The sequence below is a fragment of the Hydrogenophaga borbori genome (genome assembly GCF_003417535.1).
In the GTDB taxonomy this organism is placed as follows: Bacteria; Pseudomonadota; Gammaproteobacteria; order Burkholderiales; family Burkholderiaceae_C; genus Hydrogenophaga; species Hydrogenophaga borbori.
Window position 1 is genome coordinate 165,466 of the sequence record NZ_QVLS01000012.1, and the last position, 19,972, is coordinate 185,437.

20 protein-coding genes are annotated in these 19,972 nt (G+C 69.1%); 9 read left to right on the forward strand and 11 right to left on the reverse strand.

The window, feature by feature from the left end; translation table 11 throughout:
• Positions 1-6: 6 nt before the first annotated feature.
• From DY262_RS18040 to DY262_RS18055, 4 genes are read left to right on the forward strand one after another with little or no spacing between them, the layout of a single operon-like run.
• Positions 7-1,242, forward strand: coding sequence for an aromatic ring-hydroxylating dioxygenase subunit alpha (locus DY262_RS18040; RefSeq protein ID WP_116960469.1), 1,236 nt, complete (start codon positions 7-9; stop codon positions 1,240-1,242).
• Positions 1,239-1,703 carry an aromatic-ring-hydroxylating dioxygenase subunit beta gene (locus DY262_RS18045; protein WP_116960470.1) on the forward strand — a complete coding sequence of 155 codons (465 nt, stop codon included), beginning with the start codon at positions 1,239-1,241 and terminating at the stop codon, positions 1,701-1,703. The genes DY262_RS18040 and DY262_RS18045 overlap by 4 nt, the downstream gene beginning before the upstream one ends.
• Positions 1,704-1,720: 17 nt before the next feature.
• Positions 1,721-2,677 carry a PdxA family dehydrogenase gene (locus DY262_RS18050; protein ID WP_116960471.1) on the forward strand — a complete coding sequence of 319 codons (957 nt, stop codon included), beginning with the start codon at positions 1,721-1,723 and terminating at the stop codon, positions 2,675-2,677.
• 19 nt (positions 2,678-2,696) lie between these two features.
• A complete protein-coding gene (locus tag DY262_RS18055) occupies positions 2,697-3,701 on the forward strand; it encodes a 2Fe-2S iron-sulfur cluster-binding protein (protein WP_116960472.1) in 1,005 nt (334 codons plus the stop codon).
• Positions 3,702-3,721: 20 nt separating this feature from the next.
• Here DY262_RS18055 and DY262_RS18060 read toward each other — a convergent pair whose 3' ends face one another.
• Genes DY262_RS18060 through DY262_RS18075 form a run of 4 tightly spaced genes read right to left on the reverse strand, consistent with a single transcriptional unit; the run spans position 3,722 to position 7,482 of the window.
• Positions 3,722-5,050, reverse strand: coding sequence for a TRAP transporter large permease (locus DY262_RS18060; RefSeq protein WP_116960473.1), 1,329 nt, complete (start codon positions 5,048-5,050; stop codon positions 3,722-3,724).
• The gene (locus tag DY262_RS18065) at positions 5,043-5,606 is read right to left on the reverse strand and encodes a TRAP transporter small permease subunit (protein WP_116960474.1); all 564 of its coding nucleotides are present in this window, start codon (positions 5,604-5,606) and stop codon (positions 5,043-5,045) included. The genes DY262_RS18060 and DY262_RS18065 overlap by 8 nt, the downstream gene beginning before the upstream one ends.
• 57 nt (positions 5,607-5,663) lie before the next feature.
• Positions 5,664-6,734, reverse strand: coding sequence for a C4-dicarboxylate TRAP transporter substrate-binding protein (locus DY262_RS18070; protein WP_116960475.1), 1,071 nt, complete (start codon positions 6,732-6,734; stop codon positions 5,664-5,666).
• A gap of 37 nt (positions 6,735-6,771) precedes the next feature.
• A complete protein-coding gene (locus tag DY262_RS18075; RefSeq protein ID WP_245981083.1) occupies positions 6,772-7,482 on the reverse strand; it encodes a TetR/AcrR family transcriptional regulator in 711 nt (236 codons plus the stop codon).
• 89 nt (positions 7,483-7,571) lie between these two features.
• Here DY262_RS18075 and DY262_RS18080 point away from each other — a divergent pair, with 89 nt between their 5' ends.
• The 4 genes from DY262_RS18080 to DY262_RS18095 are packed head-to-tail and all read left to right on the forward strand — an operon-like array spanning position 7,572 to position 12,044.
• A complete protein-coding gene (locus DY262_RS18080) occupies positions 7,572-8,261 on the forward strand; it encodes an SRPBCC family protein (RefSeq protein WP_116960477.1) in 690 nt (229 codons plus the stop codon).
• A 10-nt stretch (positions 8,262-8,271) separates the two neighbouring features.
• Positions 8,272-9,126, forward strand: a complete 855-nt coding sequence (locus DY262_RS18085; protein WP_116960478.1) for an FAD binding domain-containing protein — start codon at positions 8,272-8,274, stop codon at positions 9,124-9,126.
• 18 nt (positions 9,127-9,144) lie between these two features.
• Positions 9,145-9,630 carry a (2Fe-2S)-binding protein gene (locus tag DY262_RS18090; protein ID WP_116960479.1) on the forward strand — a complete coding sequence of 162 codons (486 nt, stop codon included), beginning with the start codon at positions 9,145-9,147 and terminating at the stop codon, positions 9,628-9,630.
• On the forward strand, positions 9,627-12,044 hold the full coding sequence (locus tag DY262_RS18095) for a xanthine dehydrogenase family protein molybdopterin-binding subunit (protein ID WP_220377572.1): 2,418 nt from the start codon (positions 9,627-9,629) through the stop codon (positions 12,042-12,044). The genes DY262_RS18090 and DY262_RS18095 overlap by 4 nt, the downstream gene beginning before the upstream one ends.
• On the opposite strand, the gene DY262_RS18100 is transcribed toward DY262_RS18095, so the two are convergent.
• From DY262_RS18100 to DY262_RS18110, 3 genes are read right to left on the reverse strand one after another with little or no spacing between them, the layout of a single operon-like run.
• The gene (locus DY262_RS18100; RefSeq protein WP_245981084.1) at positions 12,001-13,539 is read right to left on the reverse strand and encodes a M81 family metallopeptidase; all 1,539 of its coding nucleotides are present in this window, start codon (positions 13,537-13,539) and stop codon (positions 12,001-12,003) included. The genes DY262_RS18095 and DY262_RS18100 overlap by 44 nt on opposite strands.
• Positions 13,540-13,571: 32 nt before the next feature.
• Positions 13,572-14,546 carry a Bug family tripartite tricarboxylate transporter substrate binding protein gene (locus DY262_RS18105; RefSeq protein ID WP_116960481.1) on the reverse strand — a complete coding sequence of 325 codons (975 nt, stop codon included), beginning with the start codon at positions 14,544-14,546 and terminating at the stop codon, positions 13,572-13,574.
• The gene (locus tag DY262_RS18110) at positions 14,543-15,292 is read right to left on the reverse strand and encodes an aspartate/glutamate racemase family protein (protein ID WP_116960482.1); all 750 of its coding nucleotides are present in this window, start codon (positions 15,290-15,292) and stop codon (positions 14,543-14,545) included. The genes DY262_RS18105 and DY262_RS18110 overlap by 4 nt, the downstream gene beginning before the upstream one ends.
• Positions 15,293-15,462: 170 nt before the next feature.
• On the opposite strand from DY262_RS18110, the gene DY262_RS18115 reads away from it, so the two are divergent.
• Complete coding sequence (locus tag DY262_RS18115) at positions 15,463-16,371, forward strand: LysR family transcriptional regulator (protein ID WP_181936557.1); 909 nt, start codon at positions 15,463-15,465, stop codon at positions 16,369-16,371.
• A 10-nt stretch (positions 16,372-16,381) separates the two neighbouring features.
• On the opposite strand, the gene DY262_RS18120 is transcribed toward DY262_RS18115, so the two are convergent.
• From DY262_RS18120 to DY262_RS18135, 4 genes are read right to left on the reverse strand one after another with little or no spacing between them, the layout of a single operon-like run.
• Complete coding sequence (locus DY262_RS18120) at positions 16,382-17,680, reverse strand: TRAP transporter large permease (protein ID WP_116960484.1); 1,299 nt, start codon at positions 17,678-17,680, stop codon at positions 16,382-16,384.
• Positions 17,680-18,156 carry a TRAP transporter small permease gene (locus DY262_RS18125; RefSeq protein ID WP_116960485.1) on the reverse strand — a complete coding sequence of 159 codons (477 nt, stop codon included), beginning with the start codon at positions 18,154-18,156 and terminating at the stop codon, positions 17,680-17,682. Before DY262_RS18125 ends, DY262_RS18120 begins: the two co-directional genes overlap by 1 nt.
• Positions 18,153-19,133, reverse strand: a complete 981-nt coding sequence (locus DY262_RS18130) for a TRAP transporter substrate-binding protein (protein WP_116960486.1) — start codon at positions 19,131-19,133, stop codon at positions 18,153-18,155. Before DY262_RS18130 ends, DY262_RS18125 begins: the two co-directional genes overlap by 4 nt.
• Complete coding sequence (locus DY262_RS18135) at positions 19,130-19,960, reverse strand: SDR family NAD(P)-dependent oxidoreductase (protein ID WP_116960487.1); 831 nt, start codon at positions 19,958-19,960, stop codon at positions 19,130-19,132. Before DY262_RS18135 ends, DY262_RS18130 begins: the two co-directional genes overlap by 4 nt.
• Positions 19,961-19,972 lie beyond the last annotated feature (12 nt).

Sequence of the window (19,972 nt, forward strand, 5' to 3'; positions counted from 1 at the left end):
CCAGCCATGCCAGACGTGCAAACCATCCGGTGGACCGATCGGCTCAGCCGCGTGCCCTACGCGGTCTATGCGGACGACGGCGTCCACGAGCAAGAGCAGGCGCGCGTGTTCAGAGGCGCCACCTGGAACTACCTCTGCCTGGACGCCGAGTTGCCCGAGGCCGGCAGCTACCGCACCACGCACGTGGGCGAGACGCCGGTGGTGGTGGTACGCGACGCCGATGGCGAGGTCTACGCTTTCGAGAACCGCTGTGCGCACCGCGGCGCCTTGATCGCGCTGGAGAAGTCAGGCAAGGCCGAGAGCTTTCAGTGCGTGTACCACGCCTGGAGCTACAGCCGCCAGGGCGACCTCACCGGCGTGGCCTTCGAGAAGGGTGTGAAGGGCCAGGGTGGCATGCCGCCGGATTTCTGCAAGGAAGACCACGGGCCGCGCAAGCTGCGCGTGGCCGTGTTCTGCGGCCTGGTGTTTGGCAGCTTCAGCGAAGAGGTGCCGCCGATCGAGGAGTACCTGGGGGAGGACATCTGCGCGCGCATCGAGCGCGTGCTGCACAAGCCAGTGAAGGTGATCGGCCGGTTCACGCAGGCCTTGCCCAACGACTGGAAGCTCTACGTGGAGAACGTGCGCGACAGCTACCACGCGAGCCTGTTGCACCTGTTCTTCACCACCTTCGAGATCAACCGCCTCTCGCAAAAGGGTGGGGTGATCGTGGACGAGTCGGGCGGCAACCACGTGAGCTATTCGATGATCGATCCCTCGGCCAAGGACGCGTCGTACAAGGAGCAGGGCCTGCGTTCCGACCACGACCGCTACCGGTTGAAGGACCCGAGCCTGCTCGAAGGCTTCGACGAATGGCCCGATGGCGTCACGCTGCAGATCCTGTCGGTGTTCCCCGGCTTCGTGCTGCAGCAGATCCAGAACTGCCTGGCCGTGCGCCAGGTGGTGACCAAGGGCAAGGACCGCGCCGAATTGCACTGGGTCTACCTCGGCTTCGAGGACGACACGCCCGAGCGGCTGCGCGTGCGGCTCAAACAGTGCAACCTGGTGGGCCCGGCGGGCTTCATCTCCATGGAAGACGGCGCCGTGGGCGGCTTCGTGCAGCGCGGCATCGCTGGCGCGCGAGACCAGCAGGCCGTGGTGGCCATGGGCGGCGAGGTGGTGGCCTCGGGCGAAGGCCGTGCCACGGAGACCTCGGTGCGCGGCTTCTGGAAAGCCTACCGCCAGCACATGGGGGTGGCGTCGTGATCGACCTGCTGAGCCTGATGGCCTTTCACGCGGCCTACGCCGACACCATCGATAGCGACCGCTTGGAGCAGTGGCCCGACTTCTTCGCGCCCGATGCGCTCTACCGCATCACCCATGTGGAGAACGAGCAGCAGGGCCTGCCAGCCGGTATCGTCTGGGCCGACTCGCGAGCCATGCTCGAAGACCGTGTGGCCGCGCTGCGCGAGGCCAACATCTACGAGCGCCAGCGCTACCGCCACCTGCTGGGCGTGCCGGTGCTGGAGTCGGCCGAGGCGCCGTCGGCGCGCGCCCGAACGCCGTTCATGGTGGCGCGCATCATGGCGCACGGCGAAACGCAGCTCTTCGCGACCGGCGTCTACCACGACCGTTTCATTCGGTTGGACGGCAAGCTGCTGCTGGCCGAGCGCGTGGCGGTGTGCGACAGCACCGTCACCGACACGCTCATGGCCTTGCCGCTGTGAACGGCTGCGGGGCAGCGATGAACAAGCCGCGCGTGGCCTTGAGCCTGGGCGATCCGAACGGCGTCGGCCCGGAGATCGCGCTCAAGGCCCTGGCCGAGCTGGCGCCCGAAGCGCGCGAGCGCCTCGTGGTCTATGGGCCGGGCGAGGTGCTGCGCGCCACGGCACAAAGCCTGGGTCTGCAAGGCATGCTGGCCGGCCTGAAGCAGGTGCAGGTGGGCGGCCTGCCGAGGGGCGCGCACCGGCCCGGTCGCATCGACGCCGTCGCCGGCCGCAGCGCGGTGGCCAGCGCCAGCGCCGCCATTCAGGCCTGCCGTGCGGGGGAGGTGCAAGCCGTGGTGGCCGGCCCGCACCACGAGACCGCCATCGCGCAGGCCGGCATCGCGTTCAGCGGCTACCCCAGCCTGGTGGCCTCGGTGTGCGGACTCGGCGAAGACGAGGTCTTCTTGTTGCTCATGGGCGGCGGCCTGCGCATCGTGCACGCCACGCTGCACGAAAGCGTGGAGCGCGCGCTGTCGCGGCTGAGTCCCGAGCTGGTGGCGGCGGCCGCGCGCGCCGGCGTGCGCGCCTGTCAGCGGCTGGGCCTGCCTCAGCCGCGCGTCGCGCTGTTCGGCATCAATCCGCACGCCTCCGAAGGGGGGCTGTTCGGTCCGCACGACGCGCGCTGCACCGTGCCCGCGGCGCGAGCGCTGCGCGAGCAGGGCCTGGACGTGGGTGAGCCGCAAGGCGCCGACGTGCTGTTGGCCGACCACGCGCGATGCCCGCACGACCTGTACGTGGCCATGTTCCACGACCAGGGCCACATCCCCATCAAGCTGCTGGCCCCGCAAGGCGCCAGCGCCCTGTCCATCGGCGCCGAGGTGCTGCTGGCCAGCACCGGCCATGGCAGCGCCATGGACATCGCCGGCACCGGCCGGGCGCGGCCCGATGCCTTGCTGCGCAGCCTGCGCCTGGTGCTGGACCCGTTGCGCGACTGACCTTCTCCTTTCATTTGCCATGAGCCACCAGATCCGCATCGTGGGCTCCGACGTGTGTTTCGGATGCGAGCCCGGAGAAACCATCCTCGACGCCGCGTTGAAGGCCGGCATCGAGATGCCGTATTCCTGCCGCAAGGGCGTGTGCGGCAACTGCGCCGCGCGCGTCGAGGGCGGCGACTTCGAGCGCGGCACCGTGTCCGCCGAAGCGACGCCGCCTGGTCAGGAACTGCTGTGCCAATGCCGCCCGCGCGCCGATCTGGCGATCGCGCCGTCGAGCTGGCGGCGCCTGGAGCCCGGCGCGCGCAAGCGCCTGCAGCTCAAGGTCTACCGCAACACCCTGGCCGCACCCGACGTCAGCCTGTTGCAGCTGCGCCTGCCGGCGGGTCAGCGCGCCAAGTTCCGCGCGGGACAGTACCTGCAGGTCCAGCTGCCCGATGGCGAACGGCGCAGCTACTCGATGGCCAACCCGCCGCATGAAAGCGACGGCGTGCAACTGCACGTGCGGCACGTCGCGGGTGGGCGTTTCAGCGCCCTGGTGGCGGACCTCCAGCCCGGTGACCTGCTCGATGTGGAGCTGCCGTTCGGCCAGGTGGACCTCGATCCCGAAGCCGGTGGCCCCTTGCTGTGCGTCTGTGGCGGAACCGGCTTCGCTCCGGTGAAATCCCTGCTCGACGATCTCGCGAAACGCAAGTCGGCGCGTTCCGTGACCCTGATCTGGGGCGCACGCGACCGCGCTGGCCTCTACCTGCTGGAGCACACCGCCAAATGGGCCAGGGCCTTGCCGAACTGGCGCTTCGTGGCGGCGCTGGAGGACGGTGCAGAGGCGAAGGCCCTGGGCGCCTTCCATGGCAGGGTGGACGCCGCCGTGCGGGCCCTGGCCAGCGAGCTGCCGCGCGGCGGCGAGGTCTACTGCTGCGGCGCGCCACCCATGGTGTCCGCCGTGCGTGCGGCCTGCGTCGACGCGATGCAACTGCCGGCCGAGCGGTTCCACGCCGACATCTTCGTGCCCGGCCCGGCGGGCTGAGTCCGCCGCGCGCGGGCGCCTCAGGTCAGCGCCAGCGACAGCACCGGAAACACCGCCACCAACAGCAGCACGAACAGCATCGCGGCCACGTAAGGCAGGGTGCCGCCGAAGATGGCCTCCACCGACACACGCGGATCGTTCAAGGTGGACTTCACCGTGAACACCGAGATGCCGAAGGGCGGCGTGAGCAAGCCGATCTCCACCGCGAGCACGGTCAGCACGCCGAACTGGATGAGGTTGAAGCCGAGGTCGCTGGCGATGGGCACGGCCACGGGCGTCATGATCAGCAGGATGGAGCTGGAGTCCAGGATCATGCCGAGGAAGAGCACGATCAACACGTAGATCAGCAGAAAACCATAGGGCCCCAGGCCGGCGTCCTGCACCAGGTCGCTGATGGCCACCGGGACGCCCGCCACCGACAGCATGCGGCTGTAGAAGCTCGCGGCGATCAGCAGGATCAGGATGGTGACCGAGACGCTGCCCGTTTCGTGCAGCACGCGCCAGAAGCGGCCCTGGCCCAGGCTGCGCCGCGCCAGCGCCACCACCAGCGCGCCGAACGCGCCGATGCCGCCGGCCTCGGTGGGGGTGAAGAAGCCGCTGTAGAGCCCGCCCAGCACCAGCGCCACCAGGGCCACGATGGGCACCAGCTTGCCGGCCATCTGCGCGCCGCTCAGCAGTGGGCCGCTGGCGCGCTGCAGGGCCATGTCGCGCTGGCGCTTGAGGTCGAAGACCATGCCGGGCGCGAAGGTGGCCATCAGCACGATCATCGTGACGAACACCGCGGCGAGCATGAAGCCCGGGATGATGCCGGCGATGAACAGCGTGCCGATGGACTGCTCGGCGAGCACGCCGTAGATGATCATCAGCAGGCTGGGCGGGATCATCATGCCCAGCACCGAACTGCCCGCCACCGTGCCCGCCGCGAAGGCCGTGCGGTAGCCGTGTCGGGCCATCTCAGGCACGGCCACGCGGGTGAAGACGGCGGCCGAGGCGATGGACACGCCCGTGACCGCAGCGAACACGGTGTTGGCCGCCACCGTGGCCACGCCCAGTCCGCCGCGCACGCGGCGCAGCAGGGCTTCGGCCACCTCGAAGGTGTCCTTGCCCACGTTGGATATGGACACCAACAGGCCCATCAGAACGAACAGCGGGATGGTGGCGAAGATGTAGTCGGCCACGCCGTTGTAGGCGGAAAGGTAGAGCAGGCGCATGGCCATCTCCACGTCCTCTCGCATGAGCCAGATGCCTGCGAAGCCAATGCCGATGAGCGCCACGGCGATGTGAACGCCCAGCAGCACGAAGACCACGAGCGCACCGATCAGCAGCCCGCCAAAGACCAGTTCACTCATGCGGATCTCCGAATTCGCCCGCGTGACGCCACAGCGAAGGGATCTGCAGCAGGTAGGCGCCCGCGGCCACCAGCGAGCCGCCCACGATCAGTGCGCGAAAGGGCCAGGTGGGCACGGTGTACACGCCCTGCACGCCGAAGAACTCGTTCGTGCTCCAGGCCTGGGAGAGTTCGGGCCAGGCGATGAAGGCCAGTGCCACGAATAGCAGGCAGCCCAGCAGGGCGTTGCCCACCTCGAGCACGCGCAGCGCGCCGAGCGAGCGCGCGCCGATCAGCCGCAGCAGGAAGTCGCTGCGCGTCATGCGGCCCGAGCAAATGGCGGCGGCGAGCTGCAGGAACACGATGGAGGCCACCGAGCGCGCGGCGAACTCCGCCACGCCCGTGATGGGTTTGTCGAGGAAGTTGCGACCGACCACATCGGCCACGACCATCATCATCATGAGGAAGATCCACATGGTGCCAACGGCCGCGAGCGTGCGCGCGATGCCCTGCAGCGGGTGCGGGTCGGCCGGGGCGGGGGCGCCGCCCTCGGCGGCGGGTTCAGCTTGCTTGTGCACGGTTCACTTTCGCGGGGGCGCCCGTCGCCGCGTGGCGCCGGGCGCGGGCGCCGGGGCTCAGCGGTTCTGGCTGTCCCAGTCGCGCAGCGGCTTCACGCCGTGTGCGCGCAGCTCGTCGAAGTAGGCCTTGAGCACGGCCTTGCCCTTGTCGCCCGTGGCCTGCAGCCAGGGCTGCACGATGTTGGGCAGGCCGTTGACCCACTTGGCCTTCTCGGCCGCCGGCAGGTCGGCGATCTGCAAGCCCGCGGCCTTCATGGTGTCCAGCGCGGCGTTGGCCGTCTTCGTGACGTGTTGGCCATGCGCCTTGGATGTGGCCTTGCCGGCCTGGGCGAAGGCGTCCTGCACCTCCTTGGGCAGGGCGTCGTGGAACTTCTTGTTCGCGGCAACGCTGCCGAAGTACATGGAGCCCACGTCCACCCTTGTGAGGTACTTGGCCACTTCATATACGCGCGCCGGCCCGATGCCGCTGGCGAAGGACAGCGCGCCCTGCGTCACGCCGGTCTGGATGTTGGTGTAGTAGGTGGTGAGGGCGCCGTCCACCGGCGTGGCGCCGGTCTCGCGCAGCCAGTTGGCCGAGGTGCCGGGCGCGTTGATCTTCTTGTTGTGAAGATCGGCCATGGTGCGGATCGGGAAGTTGGCGTAGATGTCGTAGCTGTCGGTGATCAGCGAAGACAGCGGCACCATGTTCTGTGCGGTCCAGCTCTCGCGCAGTGCGGGCACCGTGGTGTTGAGCTTGTCGAAAATCTCGATCAGCAGCTCGTGGTTGGTGGTGGCGAAAGGCGTGAAGTAGGTGACGTTCTGCAGCGGCATCGCCGAGTTTTCCCAGACCGTACCGACCATGCCCACGTCAACGATGCCGTCGCGCACGGCGGTGCGCGTGTCGGTGAACTTGTAGAGCGTGCCGCCGTAGTTCTCGCGCCAGCGGATCTCGTACTTGCCACCGCCGGCCTTGAGGATGCGGTCCACCTCGGGCTGGAACACCTCCTTCATGGCATAGGCCCAGATGTTGGAGGTGGGGTGGCTGGAGCCGATGTTGACCGTGATGCGCTGTTGCGCGGCGGCGGGCAGCGCGGCCAGGCCGGCGCCCAGGGCCAGTGCGCTGGCCACGGCGAGGGTCGAAAGCTTCATCTGTCGTGTCTCCTTCTGTTGCTCTTGGGGTGGTGGCTCATCGAGCCGGGTTCTTCTGGGTGAGCAGTTCGCGGCTGGCTTGCAGGTAGCCGCGCACGCGGTCGCGCACCAGGGCTTCGTCGCAGGTGTCGTGCATGGCTTCGCTGTGCACGTCCTGGCCATAGATCCAGCGGCGGATCGAGATGTAGAACATGCCGCCATGCAGGCCCATGAGCAGCTCGAGTTCGCGCTCGCTGGGCTTGGCGCGCGAAGTGGAGCCGCGGAATCGCCGCGTCTCGCGGATCAGGCGCGGGAACAGGCGTTCGCGCAGCATGGCGAAGAAGCGGTCGGAGATGGCGTGGTCCATCAGGCCCGAGAACATGAGGATGCGGACGAACTCGCGCGAGAGCGCGTTGTTCACGTAGTCCGCATAGAAGGTGGTGAACTTGTCCTCGACGTCGGCCTTGGTGTCGTCCAGCAGTTCGTCCCAGCTGTCGCGCCAGCGGCCCTCGAACACGTCGAGGTACACGCGGTCGATGAGCGCCTGCTTGGTGGGGAAGTAGTGGTAGAGCAGGGCGTGCGTCACGCCAATGCTCTTGGCCAGGTCGCGCAACTGGCCACCGAAGCCGTTGGAGGCGAAAAATTGGATCGCACCGTCGACGATCTGGCGCTCGCGCTCGGACACGCTGAGCCGGCGGCGCGCGGGTGCGCCTTCGGCCGCTGTCGCCTCGACTTTTTTTGCTCGCTCAGGGTTTTTCTGTATGCGCACGCTATTTACCGAACGGTCAATGAGACATAGCATTGTTGAACGGTTGGTAAACAAGCGCACCCGTGAAAACCCGGGGGCAGAAAAATCGAATGGAACTCAACGGAGACATCCTCATCGCGGCACCTCGCGACAAGGTCTGGGCCGCGCTCAACGACCCGCAGGTGCTGGCGCGCTGCATTCCCGGCTGCGAAAGCCTGGAGGCCACCAGCGACACCGAGCGCACGGCGCGCGTGGCGGTGAAGGTGGGGCCGGTGCGCGCGCGCTTCACGGGCCAGCTTCGCTTGCAGGACGTGCGCCCGGGCGAAGGCTGCACGCTGCAGTTCGAAGGCTCGGGTGGCGCGGCCGGCATGGCCAAGGGGCAGTCCACCGTGTCGCTGGCCGACGAAGGCGGTGACACGCGGCTGCGCTACACGGCGCAGGCCTCGGTGGGGGGCAAGCTGGGGCAGGTGGGCGGGCGAATGATCGACGCGGCCGCCAAGCAGATGGCCGACCAGTTCTTCGCGGCCTTCCAGGGCGAGCTGGCGCCTGGCGCGGCGGTGCCGCTGGCCGAAACCGTGTCGCAAGAGACCGTGTCGCAAGAGACCGCGTCCGCTGACGCTGCGCGACCTGCGGCGGCGGGTGCGCCGGTCACGGCCACTGCGTCCGTCGCGCCCGCACCCCGGACCGCGTCGGTCGCCGCGCCGGCGCCGCTCGGCGAGGGCGTGCGCGTGTTGTGGTTCGCGCTTGGCGCCCTGGCCACCGGCTTCGGCGTGTGGATCGCGTCCCTGTTGTCCGCTTGAGGAGGATGCCTTGAAGGCCGCTGCATTCGATTACGTCAAGGCCGGCTCGATCGAGCAGGTGGTCGACTTGCTGTCCCGCCATGGCGACGACGCGCGCGTATTGGCCGGAGGGCAAACGCTGATGGCCACGCTGAACATGCGCCTGTCCGAGCCCGCGCTGGTGATCGACATCACTGGCCTCGCCACGCTGCGCGGCATCGAGCACCGCGGCGAGGTGCTGCGCATCGGCGCGCTGGCCACGCACTCGCAGATCGAGCAAAGCCCCTTGGTGGCGCGGCACGCGCCACTGCTCGTCGAGGCCGCGCCCCACATCGCGCACCGCGCCATCCGCAACCGCGGCACCTGGGGCGGCTCCATCGCCTACGCCGACCCGGCGGCCGAATGGCCCGCCTGCCTGCTCGCGCTGGGCGGCACGGTGGTGGCGCAAGGGCCGGCGGGCGAGCGCCGCATCGCGGCCGACGACTTCTTCACCGGCCTGTACACCACCGCGCTGCGGCCCGACGAGATCGTGGTCGCGGGCGAGGTGCCGGTGGCGGCGCCCGATGGGTGGAGTGGCATGGCCCAGCTCGCGCGCCGCCACGGCGACTACGCCATCGTGGGCCTGGCGGCTTCGGCGCGACGCAGCCGCGGCGCGCTGTCGTCGCCGCGGCTGGCCTTCATGGGCGTGGCCACCACACCGTGGCGCGCGCGCCGCACCGAAGCCCTGCTTGAGGGCAAGGCGCCCGACGAGGCCACGCTGGCGCTCGCCGTGGCCAGTCTGCGCGCCGAGATCGATCCCTTGCCCGACCTCACCAACACCCCCGAGACCAAGCGCCACCTGGCCGGCGTGCTGTTGCAGCGCCTGCTGGCCGCGGCGCGCGCCTGACCCGAAAGCCCCCCGCCCATGTCGGACCTGCACCCCATCCAAGTCAGCGTCAATGGCCACACGCGCCATTGCCGCGTCGAGCCGCGCACCCATCTGGTGGATTTCCTGCGCGAAGACCTCGGCCTCAAGGGCAGCCACCTCGGTTGCGAGCACGGCGTCTGTGGCGCCTGCACCGTCGAACTCAACGGCCAGATCGTGCGCGGCTGCCTCACGCTGGCCGTGCAGGCCGACGGTGGCGAGGTCAGGACCATCGAAGGCCTGAGCCAGAGTGGCGCGATCCGCGACCTGCAGCAGGCTTTCGTTGCGCGCAACGCGCTGCAGTGCGGCTTCTGCACCTCGGGCATGCTGATGGCGGCCAAGGAGCTGGTGGAGACGCGCCCCGAGGCCACACGCGCCGAGGTGCGCGACTGGATCTCGGGCAACTACTGCCGCTGCACCGGCTACCACGCCATCGTCGACGCGATCTGTGATGTGCTGCGCCAGCGCAAGGAGGCGGGCCTGTGAAACGCGACATCGTCAATCTGGAGCCCGGCGTCGAACAGGCCGCGCCGATCGCGCCCGTCACCGAGGACCAGCGCTACATCGGCGCGCCGGTGCCGCGCGGCGGCATCGAGCGTCTCACGCAAGGCCTGGGTCAGTTCATCGACGACATCGAGCTGCCGCGCCTGGCGCACGTGGTGTTCTGGCGCAGCCCGGTGGCGCACATGCGCATCAAGGCCGTGCAGGCCGATGCCGCGCGCGCCATGCCCGGCGTGCTGATGGTGGCCGACGGCCACGATCTCGCCAAGGTCTGCAAGCCCTGGGTGGCGGTGCTGGGCCACCTGGCGGGCATGAAGTCCGCCCCGCAGCATGCGCTGGCCGTGGAACGCGCCTGCTGGCAGGGCGAGCCCGTGGTGGCGGTGGTGGCGGAAACGCGCGCGCAGGCCGAGGACGCGCTGCAGCACGTGGTGGTGGACTGGGAGGAGCTGCCGCTGGCCACCGACATGGAGTCCGCGCTGGACGCCGGCACGCCACCGATTCACGCCGAGCTGGGCGACAACCTGTGCTTCACGCGCAGCCTGAACGTGGGCGAGGTGGACCGGGTGTTCGCCGAAGCCGATGCGGTGGCCGAGGCCACGTTCGAGTTCGGCCGCCACACCGGCGTGACGCTGGAGCCGCGCGGGCAGATCGCGCACTGGAATCCGGCCGAGCAGCGCCTCACCGTCTACCACTCCTGCCAGGCGCCGCACATGATGCAGGACCTGTACGGGCGCCAGTTCGACCTGCCCGCGAGCGCCATCCGCGTGATCTGCAAGGACGTGGGCGGCTCCTTCGGCATCAAGGTGCACGCCTACCCCGACGACTTCGCGACCGTGGCCCTGTCCATCCTGTTGTGCCGTCCGGTGAAGTTCGTGGCCGACCGGCTGGAGAGTTTCACCAGCGACATCCACGCGCGCCACCACCGCGTGCGCGGCCGCATCGCGGCCAACAAAGACGGCGAGATCCTCGGCTTCGAGATCGACGACCTCACCGCGATCGGACCCTACTCGATGTTTCCGCGCACCAGCGCCATCGAGGGCAACCAGGTCGTCAACCTGGTGGGCGGGCCCTACAAGCACCAGCACTACCGCGCCAAGCTGGACGTGGTGTTCCAGAACAAGACGCCCACCTGCCAGTACCGCGGCGTGGGCCACCCCATCGCCTGCGCCGTGACCGAGGCCCTGGTGGACCTGGCGGCGCAGAAGATCGGCATGGACCCGTTCGACATCCGCGCCCGCAACGTGATCCCCGACGACGCCTACCCGGCCACGGGGGCCTCGGGCATCAAGCTCGAGGTGCTGTCGCACGAGGCCAGTCTGAAGAAGCTGCGCGAGCTGATGAACTACGACGCGTTGCGCGCCGAGCAGACCGCGCTGCGCCAGCAGGGCATCCACCGCGGCATCGGCTTCGCGGTGGTGATCGAGCTCACCAACCCCAGCGCCGCGTTCTACGGCGTGGGCGGCGCGCGCATCGCCTCGCAGGACGGCGCCACCGTGCGCCTGGACCCGGAGGGCGACATCACCGTGCTGGTGGGCGTGGGCGAGCAGGGCCAGGGCACCGAGGGCATCTACCGCCAGATCGCGGCGGACGCGGTGGGCGTGGACATCACCAAGGTCAAGGTCATCACCGGCGACACGGACGTGACGCCCTACGGGGGAGGCACCTGGGCCTCGCGTGGCGCCGGCATCGGCGGCGAGGCCGTGCTGCTCGCGGGCCAGGCGCTGCGCGACAACATCCTCAAGGTGGCGGCGGCCATCCTGAAGCGCGAGCCGGACACGCTGGCGCTTCGCCGCGACCGTGTCGTCGACGCCGGCGATGGCCAGGAACTGCTGCCGCTGCAGGAACTGGGCCGCATCGCCTACTTCCGATCGGACACGCTGCCGGCGGGCTTCACGCCCGAGCTCATGGTCACGCGCCACTACGCGCAGCGCGACTACCCCTTCATCTTCACCAACGGCGTGCAGGCGTCCTACGTGGAGGTCGACCCCGAAACGGGCTTCGTGAGGCTGCTCAAGCACTGGGCCGTGGAGGACTGCGGCCGCGTGCTCAACCCCATGCTGGTGGACGAGCAGATGCGCGGCGCCATCGTGCAGGGCATCGGCGGCGCGCTGTTCGAAGAGTGCCTGTACGACGAGGCAGGCCTCATGCTCAACGCCAACATGGCCGACTACCTGGTGCCCATGTCGGCGGAGATGCCCGACATCGAGCTGGCGCATGTGATGACGCCCACGCGCAGCTCCCAGCTGGGGGCCAAGGGCGCGGGCGAGGCCGGCACGGCCGGTGCGCCAGCGGCGGTGATGAACGCCATCAACGACGCCATCGCGCCCTTCGGCGCGCTGGTGCACTCGCAGCCGATCACGCCGCAGAAGCTGCTGCGGGCGCTGGGCAAGGTGGCGTGAGGGCGCTGAACGTTTCCCTGCCGTAGGGATAGAAATCGGCGAGTCTGAGGTGCTGGTAGGGCAGCGCATCCAGGCGTGTGGTGCCGAGAAACGGCTCGGCGGGCTCGACCAGCAGAATGGACCGGGCGAAGCCGCTGTCGTGAAACCCGCGCCGGAAGTGCACCCGGGATTTGACGACGATGAGGTCGAATTTCTCCGGCTCCAGGCCCATGGCCCGCAGCATGTCGGGCTCGGTGATCTGCATGAGACGGGCGCTGAGCAGCACGACGTTCCCGTTCCCGAAGCCGACGCTCATCCAGCGCGCGCGGCTGCCGGTGGCGTCAGCGGCCGTGCCGGTGGCCAGCACCGAGCCCACGAGCCGCACGGGCGGGCCCGCCGACGCATCGACCCGGCCGCCGATGGCGTGGTCGAACGCATCACCTGGTTGCGAGCCACCGTTTAACAGGGCCGTGACCCGCTCGCCGTCGGCGATGCCGGCGAGCAGGGTGTTTCGGGCTCCACGGCGCAGCAGTTCGGCCAGCACCCAGGTGGCGCTGCCCGAGCGATCGCTGTGGTCGGCGATCACGACCGGCACCTGGCCCCGTGCCACCTCGGCCAGCGCCCGCGCCACACCGTCCTCGATGCGATGGACCGGGGTCGATGTCAGCAAGGCTTCGCGCGAGCGCCAGGCGGCATCGGCCATGTCTCGAGCGATCCGATTCGCAAGGTCCTGGTCGCCGTTCGACAAGACCTGGATGGTCATGCCGGCATCCGGCGTGTCGGCCCAGGGAAAGCCGTAGAAGACATTCACATAGACGCCGGGTTGGCGGGCCTCCCAGGTCAGGGCGCGCTGAACCAGGTCCATCCAGGGCGAGGCGCCGGTCCATTGCACGACCGTTGGCGACAGGATCGGTACCTTCACGCAGGCCGAGACTGGCCGGTAGCTGCCCCGGATGCACCGGAGCAGGGTGTGCGCCGCGCGTTCGCCCTGCAGGTGCATGTCGTAGTGCGGGTAGTACTTGACGCAGAACGCCAGGTCGGCCGCTGACAGAAAGCGCTCGTCCTCGTTGCCATGGGGATCGAAGGTGGCCGCGAGCACGGCCCGCGGGCCGACCTGCTGTCTCACGCGAGCGGCGAGTTCGGCTTCGGGGCGGGGAATGCCGCGCACGGCCATCGCACCGTGCAAGGCCATGTAGACCCCGTCGAATGGCCCGCGCGCCTGGAGGTCCAGCAGCATGCGGGCGACGAAGTGCTCATAGGCTTCGCGGGTGACCCAGCCGGAGCCTATGCCGGTCTTCGGGAACAGCGGCGACTCGATGCCGACCAGTTCGACCTGCGGGTGCTCGCGCGCGAAGGCGACGAAGCCACCGATGTAGCCTCCGGGGTCGTGGTCCAGCAAGGCGTCGTCCCGGCACGGAGAGCCCTCGTAGACGAAGTCGGACAGCTCGGTGTCGTTCGGCAGAAAGGTGACCGTTTCGTGCGCGAAGTGCAGGACCGCGACGCGGATCCTCTTCATGGGACGGTCTGTGCCCTGTTCGGTGTGTGTCATCAGTTGTTGGCGGCACCGCTGCGGCGAACGAGGGCGGACCACTTCTCCTGCTCCGCCGTGACGAAGCGGACGAACTGCTGGTCCGTCATGGGTGCGATCGCCTTTGCGCCGGTCTGCCGGTAGAAGGCGCTGACGTTGGCCGAGGCATTGGTTGCCTCCACGGCCTTCTTCAGGTTTTGCACGATGGCCGGGGGCGTCCCCTTGGGCACGGCGAGCCCTGTCCACGACACCGTCTCGTAGCCCGCGAGCCCCTCCTCTTGCAAGGTGGGTACCTCGGGAAACAGCTCGCTGCGCTGGGGCACGGTGACGGCCAGGAGCTGCGCCCGTCCGTCCTTCACGTAGGGGCCGGCCGACAGCAGGTTGTCGAACATGAAATCGATGCGGCCCGCGATCAGATCGGTGTAGGCGGCCAGCGAGCCCCGGTAGGGCACATGGACCGCGAAGGTGCCCGTCATGGCCTTGAAGAGCTCGCCGCTCAGGTGGCCGGTGGTCCCGGTGCCGGACGAGCCCATGTTGAGCTGCCCCGGGTGGGCCTTGGCGCGCGCGATGAGCTCGCGCACGTTCTTCACGCCCAGTCCGGGGCGAACCACCAGAGCGTTAGCGGTGGACGCGGTGAGGGCAACGGGCACGAGGTCTTGCAAGGGGTCATAGCGCTGCTTCGGAAATAGGAACGGATTGATGGCGAGCGTGCCCACATTGATCGATATGAGGGTGTAGCCGTCCGGCGCGGACGACAGGCCGGCCATGGTGCCGGTGATGCCGTTGGCGCCCGGTCGGTTGTCGATGACCACGGCCTGCCCGAGCACCTTCGAGAGCTCGTGGCCGAACAATCGGTTCGCGGTGTCGGGGGAGCTGCCCGCGGCGAATGGAACGATGAGTTTTACGGGCCGCGCGGGCCAGTCCTCGGCCTGGGCCAGGTCGGGCAGGGTGAAAAGGCTGGCGAGGGCGCCAGTCTGGAAGTCGCGGCGGTTCATGGCTGCTCCGTGGGTTGCGGTGAGGGGCTTGTGTGGGTGGGGTACGTGCCGTAGGCCTTGGCGGCCAGGGCGTTGGCCAGTTCGGAGGCGGCGTCGACGACCCGGCCCGCGAATGGATCTGCGTCGATCACCAGCCCGAGCTCGGTGCACCCCAGGACGACGCTGTCCACGCGATCGAGCAGTTGTTCGAGCATCGCCCTGAGGGGTGGACCGCCTTCCTCGGGCCGACCCGCCTTGATGGCGAAGATCGCGCGGTGAACGGCTTCTTCGTCGCCTGGGCTTTGCGCCACGGTGTCCAGCCCGTGTGCGGCCAGGGCGCGTCGGAACAGGCCCCCGCGCTGTGTGGCTGCGGTGGCCAAGACGGCGCAGGTCCTGGCGCCCGAGCGGTGCACCGCCCGCGCGGTTTCATCGGCAATGTGGAGGATCTCCAGGTCCGGAAACAGGGCCTGCAGCTCACCGTGCCAGAAATGCGCCGTGTTGCAGGCGATGCCCAAGGTGCGGGCGCCGGCGGCCTTGGCCACGCCCACGGCACCGACGAGGCCCGGTACAGGGCTGGCGCCACCCTGCAGCAGAGCCGCGCTGCGGTCCGCGATCGGGTGCTGTACCAACACATGGTGCGGGTAGGCCTGGTCGTTGATGGGGCGGCCTGCGGCTTGCAGCTCGCGGCGACAGGCGCGCAGGAAGCGCGCCAAGGTGTCGGCGCCGGCGTCGGGGCCCATACCTGCGATCAGTGCAACGTGGTTCATAGTGAATTTGCTATGAAGTAGGCCCAGGCCTGCGGATGTCTGCCTTCGGGGATGGGAGTGACTTCATCTCTGGTTGTCGGGAATGCTAGAGTCGATCGGGAACGCTGGCGAGCAATCGTGGTGCATGAAGTTCATTCCCAAAATTCATGAAAAGAAGCCTCCGAGCGGCCTTGCCCTCGATCGACACCCTCATCGTCTTTGAGCAGGCCGCCCAGGCGCTGAGCTTCACCAAGGCGGGCGCGCAGCTGGGCCTGACGCAAAGCGCGGTCAGCCGGCAGATGATCGATCTGGAGGCGCTGCTTCAGGTGGCGCTGTTCGCGCGGGAGCGGCAAAGGCTCAAGCTCACCGAGGCAGGCGCCGAGTTCCGTGAACTCATCCGGCCCGTGCTGCAGGACCTGCGCGCCGCCACCCTGCGCATGCAGATGCACGCCGTGCCGAACAATGTGTTGAACGTGTCCGTGGCGGCCAGCTTCTGCAACCTGTGGCTCATCCCGAACCTGCCCGGCTTCTGTGCGCAGGCGAATGCGCCGCAGGTGAATCTCATGCCGCATGTGGGGCCGGTGGTGTTCGGCGCGAACGCGATCGACGCCGCCGTCGTGAACGCGGAGCGGCCTCCGGAGCACTGCGAGTACCTGAAACTCTGCGACCTGGAGATCGGCCCCTTCGCCGCGCCGAGCCTGCTCAGGCGGCTGGGCGTGGGCCGGCTGGAGGACTTCGGCCGCATCCCCGCCGTCGACATTCGCGAGGGCAATGGGGCCTGGCCCCGGTACCTGGCGCACGTGGGGTTGTCGCGCATCGGCATCGACTGCGTGGCCAGCCACTCCCTGCTGCTGCTCAGCCACGAAATGGCCGTCGCCGGCCTGGGCGTGGCCCTGCTGCCGCCCGAGTTCGTGGCCTCGGGGCGTGCGCCGGGGGCGCTGAAGCGCCTGCACCCGGCCCTGCTGGCGCTCGGCCGCTCCTACTACTTCTGCTGGCCCGCGGCGAGCAAGAAACGCGAGACCATCCAGGCGCTGGGCCTGTGGCTGCAGCGTGAGCTGCAGGTGGCGCGAGCGCGCGGCAGCCGGGTCCGCAAGGGCTGACCGGCGGTGCTCAGCCGCCGATCCACACCGCCGGCAGCCACAGCGACACCAGCGGCACGTAGGTCACGATCAGCAGCACCGCGATCAGTGCCAGCGTGAACGGCAGGGCCTCCTTGAACACCGCGTGCAGCGGCGAGCCCGCGATTTGCGCGGTGAGGAAGGTGATGACGCCCGAGGGCGGCGTGAGCTGGCCGATCATGAGGTTGAGCACCACGATCACGCCCAGGTGCACGAGGTCGATGCCGTAGGCGTTGGCGATGGGCACCAGCACCGGCACCAGCGTCACCAGCGCCACGGCGGGCTCCAGCGCCAGGCCCCAGAGCAGCAGCACGATGTTGATGAGCGCCAGCATCACCCAGGGGCTGTCGGTGAGGGTCTTGAGCGTGGTGGCGAGCGTTTCGCCGATGGCCAGGTTGGCCACCAGCCACGAGAAGATGCCTGAAGCCGCGATGGTGAGCAGGATGATGCCGGAGCTGACCATGCACTCGCGGAAGATGTGCCAGGTCTGGCGCCACGTCAGCTCGCGGTAGAACAGCACGCTGATGACGATGGCGTAGAGCACGGCGGTGATGCCGGCCTCGGTGGGCGTGACCACGCCGCCGACGATGCCGCCAATGATGATGACCGGCATGGCCAGCGCGGGCAGCGCGTCCCAGGCGGCGCGGCCCACGGCACGCAGCGAGGTGCGCTCGGAGTAGGGCAGGTTGCGCCGGTGCGCGACCCAGCTCGCCGCGGCCAGCAGGTACACACCCATCAGCAGGCCCGGGATGGCGCCGGCCAGGAACAGCTGGCCCACCGACACGTCGCTCACCAGGGCGTACACCACGAAGGCGATGGAGGGCGGAATGATGGGGCCCATGGTGGACGCGGCGGCCACCACGGCGGCGGCGTAGGCGCCGGGGTAGCCCTTGTCCTTCATGGCCGGGATCATCGAGGAGCCGATGGCCGAGGCGTCGGCCACGGCCGAGCCTGACACGCCCGAGAACACCATGCTCGCCAGGATGGCCACGTGCGACAGGCCGCCGCGGATGTGGCCCACCGCCGCCGAGGCGAAGTTGAGCAGCCGGCGCGTGATGCCGCCGGTGTTCATGAGCTCGCCCGCGAGGAAGAAGAAGGGGATGGCCAGGAAGGCGAAGGAGTCCATGCCTTGCACCATGGACGAGGCCACGATGTTGAGCGGCACGGCCCCGCCGCTGCAGGCGATGAAGACCAGCGCCGCCAGGCCCATGGCGAAGAACACCGGCACGCCGATGACCGCGAAGGCCATGAAAGCGGCCATCAGGATGCCGAAGAGGATCAGCTGTTGCATCAGGCCGCTCCGCGAACGCCGCTCCACTGCTGCCACAGCTTGTCCAGCAGCGCCAGCGCCATCAGCGCCGCGCCCACCGGCAGCGACCAGTACAGCAGCGGCTGCGTGGCCGGCATGGAGGTGAAGGGGATGCCCTCCATGGCATCGATGACGAGGCGGCTTTCCCAGCCGTAGACCGCCACGAACACCAGCGAGAGCAGCAGCGCCAATGTGCGCATCAGGGCGCGCTTGCGCTCGGACATGGCCAGGCCCAGGAAGTCGGCCGAGAGGTGGCTGTCGCGGCGCACGCCCACGTAGCCGGTGAGCATGGTGGCCCAGATCATGAGCACCACGCTGAATTCGGTGGCCCAGGGCAGGGGGATGTCCGCGAGCTCGCGCAGCAGGATCTGGCCGCCCCCCACCAGCACGAGGACCAGCAGGCAGGCGCCCAGCAGGGCCAGCATCACCCGGTCGAGCCAGCCGAGCAGCCGGTTCATTTGACGGCCCGGATTTTCTCGATCGTGCCCTTGGACCAGAGCTGGCCGTCGAAGCCCGTGATCACCTTGTCGGCCGCCTGGCGGAAGGCGGCGAGGTCGGGCTCGACGATCTCCATGCCATTGGCCTTGAGCGTGTCGATGGACTTGGTGGCCACGTCCCAGGTCATCTGGCTGGCCCACTTCTCGGTGGCGGCCACGGCCTCGGTCATGGCCTTCTGCTGGGCCGGCGACAGGCGCGACCACTTGTCCGCGGCCATCAGCACCATCAGGCCCGACTGGATGTAGTCGATGCGCATGGCGTACTTCTGCACCTCGTAGTACTTGGCGCCGGCGATGGCGTCGAAGCCGTTGTCCTGGCCGTCGACCAGGCCCTGCTTCATGGCGAGGTAGAGCTCGGCCGCGGGCACGGGCGTGGGCGCGGCGCCCCATCCCTTCATCACTTCCAGGATGGCGGGCGTCTCGGGCACGCGCACCTTCAGGCCTTTCATGTCATCGGGCTTGAGCACCTTGCGGTTGGACGTGGTGAGCTGGCGCGGCGAGCGGTCGGACACGTAGCCCACGTACTTGAAGCCGGCTTCCTTCTCCACCGGCGCCAGCATCTGGCGGAAGGTGTCGGACTGCATGAAGGCCTTGAAGTGCGCGTGGTCGCGGAACACATAGGGCGCGAACAGGGCGTTGAAGTCCTTGCCGCCCTTGGCCAGCGCCAGCGTGCCGGTGTCGGCCAGCATCATGTCGATCTGGCCGGTGCGCAGGCCCGCGTAGTTCTGCGGCAGGCTGCCGAGCTGCCCGGCGCCGAAGGACTGCACCTTGAGTTCGCCGTTGCTGCGGTCGGCCACTTCTTTCGCGTAGTGGTCGGCAATGGGCCCCCACACCGGCGGTGGCGCGACGTAGGCCATGCGCAGCGCGGGTTGCGCGGTCGCGGCGAAGGCGAGGCTGGCGAGCGCGAGCCCGGCCAGCAAGGGGCGGATGCGTTTCATGGCGTGGTCTCCTGTTGGGGTGGCATGGGGCGCTGGGCTTGCCGGGCGGCCACGTAGTCCCGGTAAGGGGTGCCGTTGGACACCAGCATGCCGCCATCAACGTCGATGGTGCTGCCGGTGATCATGGCGGCGGCGGGGGAAAGCAGGAAGGCGATGGACTCGGCCACGTCCGCGGCCTCGACCCAGCGGCCCAGGGGCACGGTCTCGGCCACGGCGGCGATGCGCTCGGCGCTGAGGCTGCGGTGGATCATGGGCGTGAGCGTGGGGCCGGGGCACACGGCGTTCACGCGGATGCGCCGGCCCGAGAGTTCGAAGGCCATGTGGCGCGTGAAGGCAAGCACCGCGCCCTTGGACGCGGTGTAGGCCGCGTCGCCCGAATAGGACATGCGCTTGCCCGCGATGGAGGCCACGTTGACCACCGAGCCGCCGTCGCGCATGAGCGGCGCGGCCTCGCGCAGACAGAGCATGGTGCCGCGCAGGTTCACGTCGAGTACGCGGTCCCAGTCGGTCACGGTCATGTCGTCGAGCAGGTGGCGCGATTCGATGCCGGCGCTGTTCACCAGGCCGCCGATGCGGCCGAAGCGCTGCGCGATGGCAAGAAAGGCGGCGCACACCGCGTCCTCGCGCGCCAGGTCGCAGGCGATGTGCGTGAGGCGCCCGTCGGCCACCGCGCCCGCGAGCGTGGCGTCCGGCACGGCGGCGCGGTCGAGCGTGACCACCTGGTGGCCGCGCCGCGCGAGCAGGGCGGCGGTGGCGGCGCCGATGCCGCTGGCGCCGCCGGTGACCACGCTCACCGGCGCGTCGTCGGAGGTCGAAACAAAAGACATGACAGCATCCTT

Coding starts and splice junctions, on each gene's coding strand:
- DY262_RS18040 (WP_116960469.1), top strand. CDS start 7: ATGCCAGACGTGCAAACCATCCGGTGGACCGATCGGCTCAGCCGCGTG.
- DY262_RS18050 (WP_116960471.1), top strand. CDS start 1,721: ATGAACAAGCCGCGCGTGGCCTTGAGCCTGGGCGATCCGAACGGCGTC.
- DY262_RS18055 (WP_116960472.1), top strand. CDS start 2,697: ATGAGCCACCAGATCCGCATCGTGGGCTCCGACGTGTGTTTCGGATGC.
- DY262_RS18060 (WP_116960473.1), bottom strand. CDS start 5,050: ATGAGTGAACTGGTCTTTGGCGGGCTGCTGATCGGTGCGCTCGTGGTC.
- DY262_RS18070 (WP_116960475.1), bottom strand. CDS start 6,734: ATGAAGCTTTCGACCCTCGCCGTGGCCAGCGCACTGGCCCTGGGCGCC.
- DY262_RS18080 (WP_116960477.1), top strand. CDS start 7,572: ATGGAACTCAACGGAGACATCCTCATCGCGGCACCTCGCGACAAGGTC.
- DY262_RS18090 (WP_116960479.1), top strand. CDS start 9,145: ATGTCGGACCTGCACCCCATCCAAGTCAGCGTCAATGGCCACACGCGC.
- DY262_RS18100 (WP_245981084.1), bottom strand. CDS start 13,539: ATGAAGAGGATCCGCGTCGCGGTCCTGCACTTCGCGCACGAAACGGTC.
- DY262_RS18105 (WP_116960481.1), bottom strand. CDS start 14,546: ATGAACCGCCGCGACTTCCAGACTGGCGCCCTCGCCAGCCTTTTCACC.
- DY262_RS18110 (WP_116960482.1), bottom strand. CDS start 15,292: ATGAACCACGTTGCACTGATCGCAGGTATGGGCCCCGACGCCGGCGCC.
- DY262_RS18120 (WP_116960484.1), bottom strand. CDS start 17,680: ATGCAACAGCTGATCCTCTTCGGCATCCTGATGGCCGCTTTCATGGCC.
- DY262_RS18125 (WP_116960485.1), bottom strand. CDS start 18,156: ATGAACCGGCTGCTCGGCTGGCTCGACCGGGTGATGCTGGCCCTGCTG.
- DY262_RS18130 (WP_116960486.1), bottom strand. CDS start 19,133: ATGAAACGCATCCGCCCCTTGCTGGCCGGGCTCGCGCTCGCCAGCCTC.
- DY262_RS18135 (WP_116960487.1), bottom strand. CDS start 19,960: ATGTCTTTTGTTTCGACCTCCGACGACGCGCCGGTGAGCGTGGTCACC.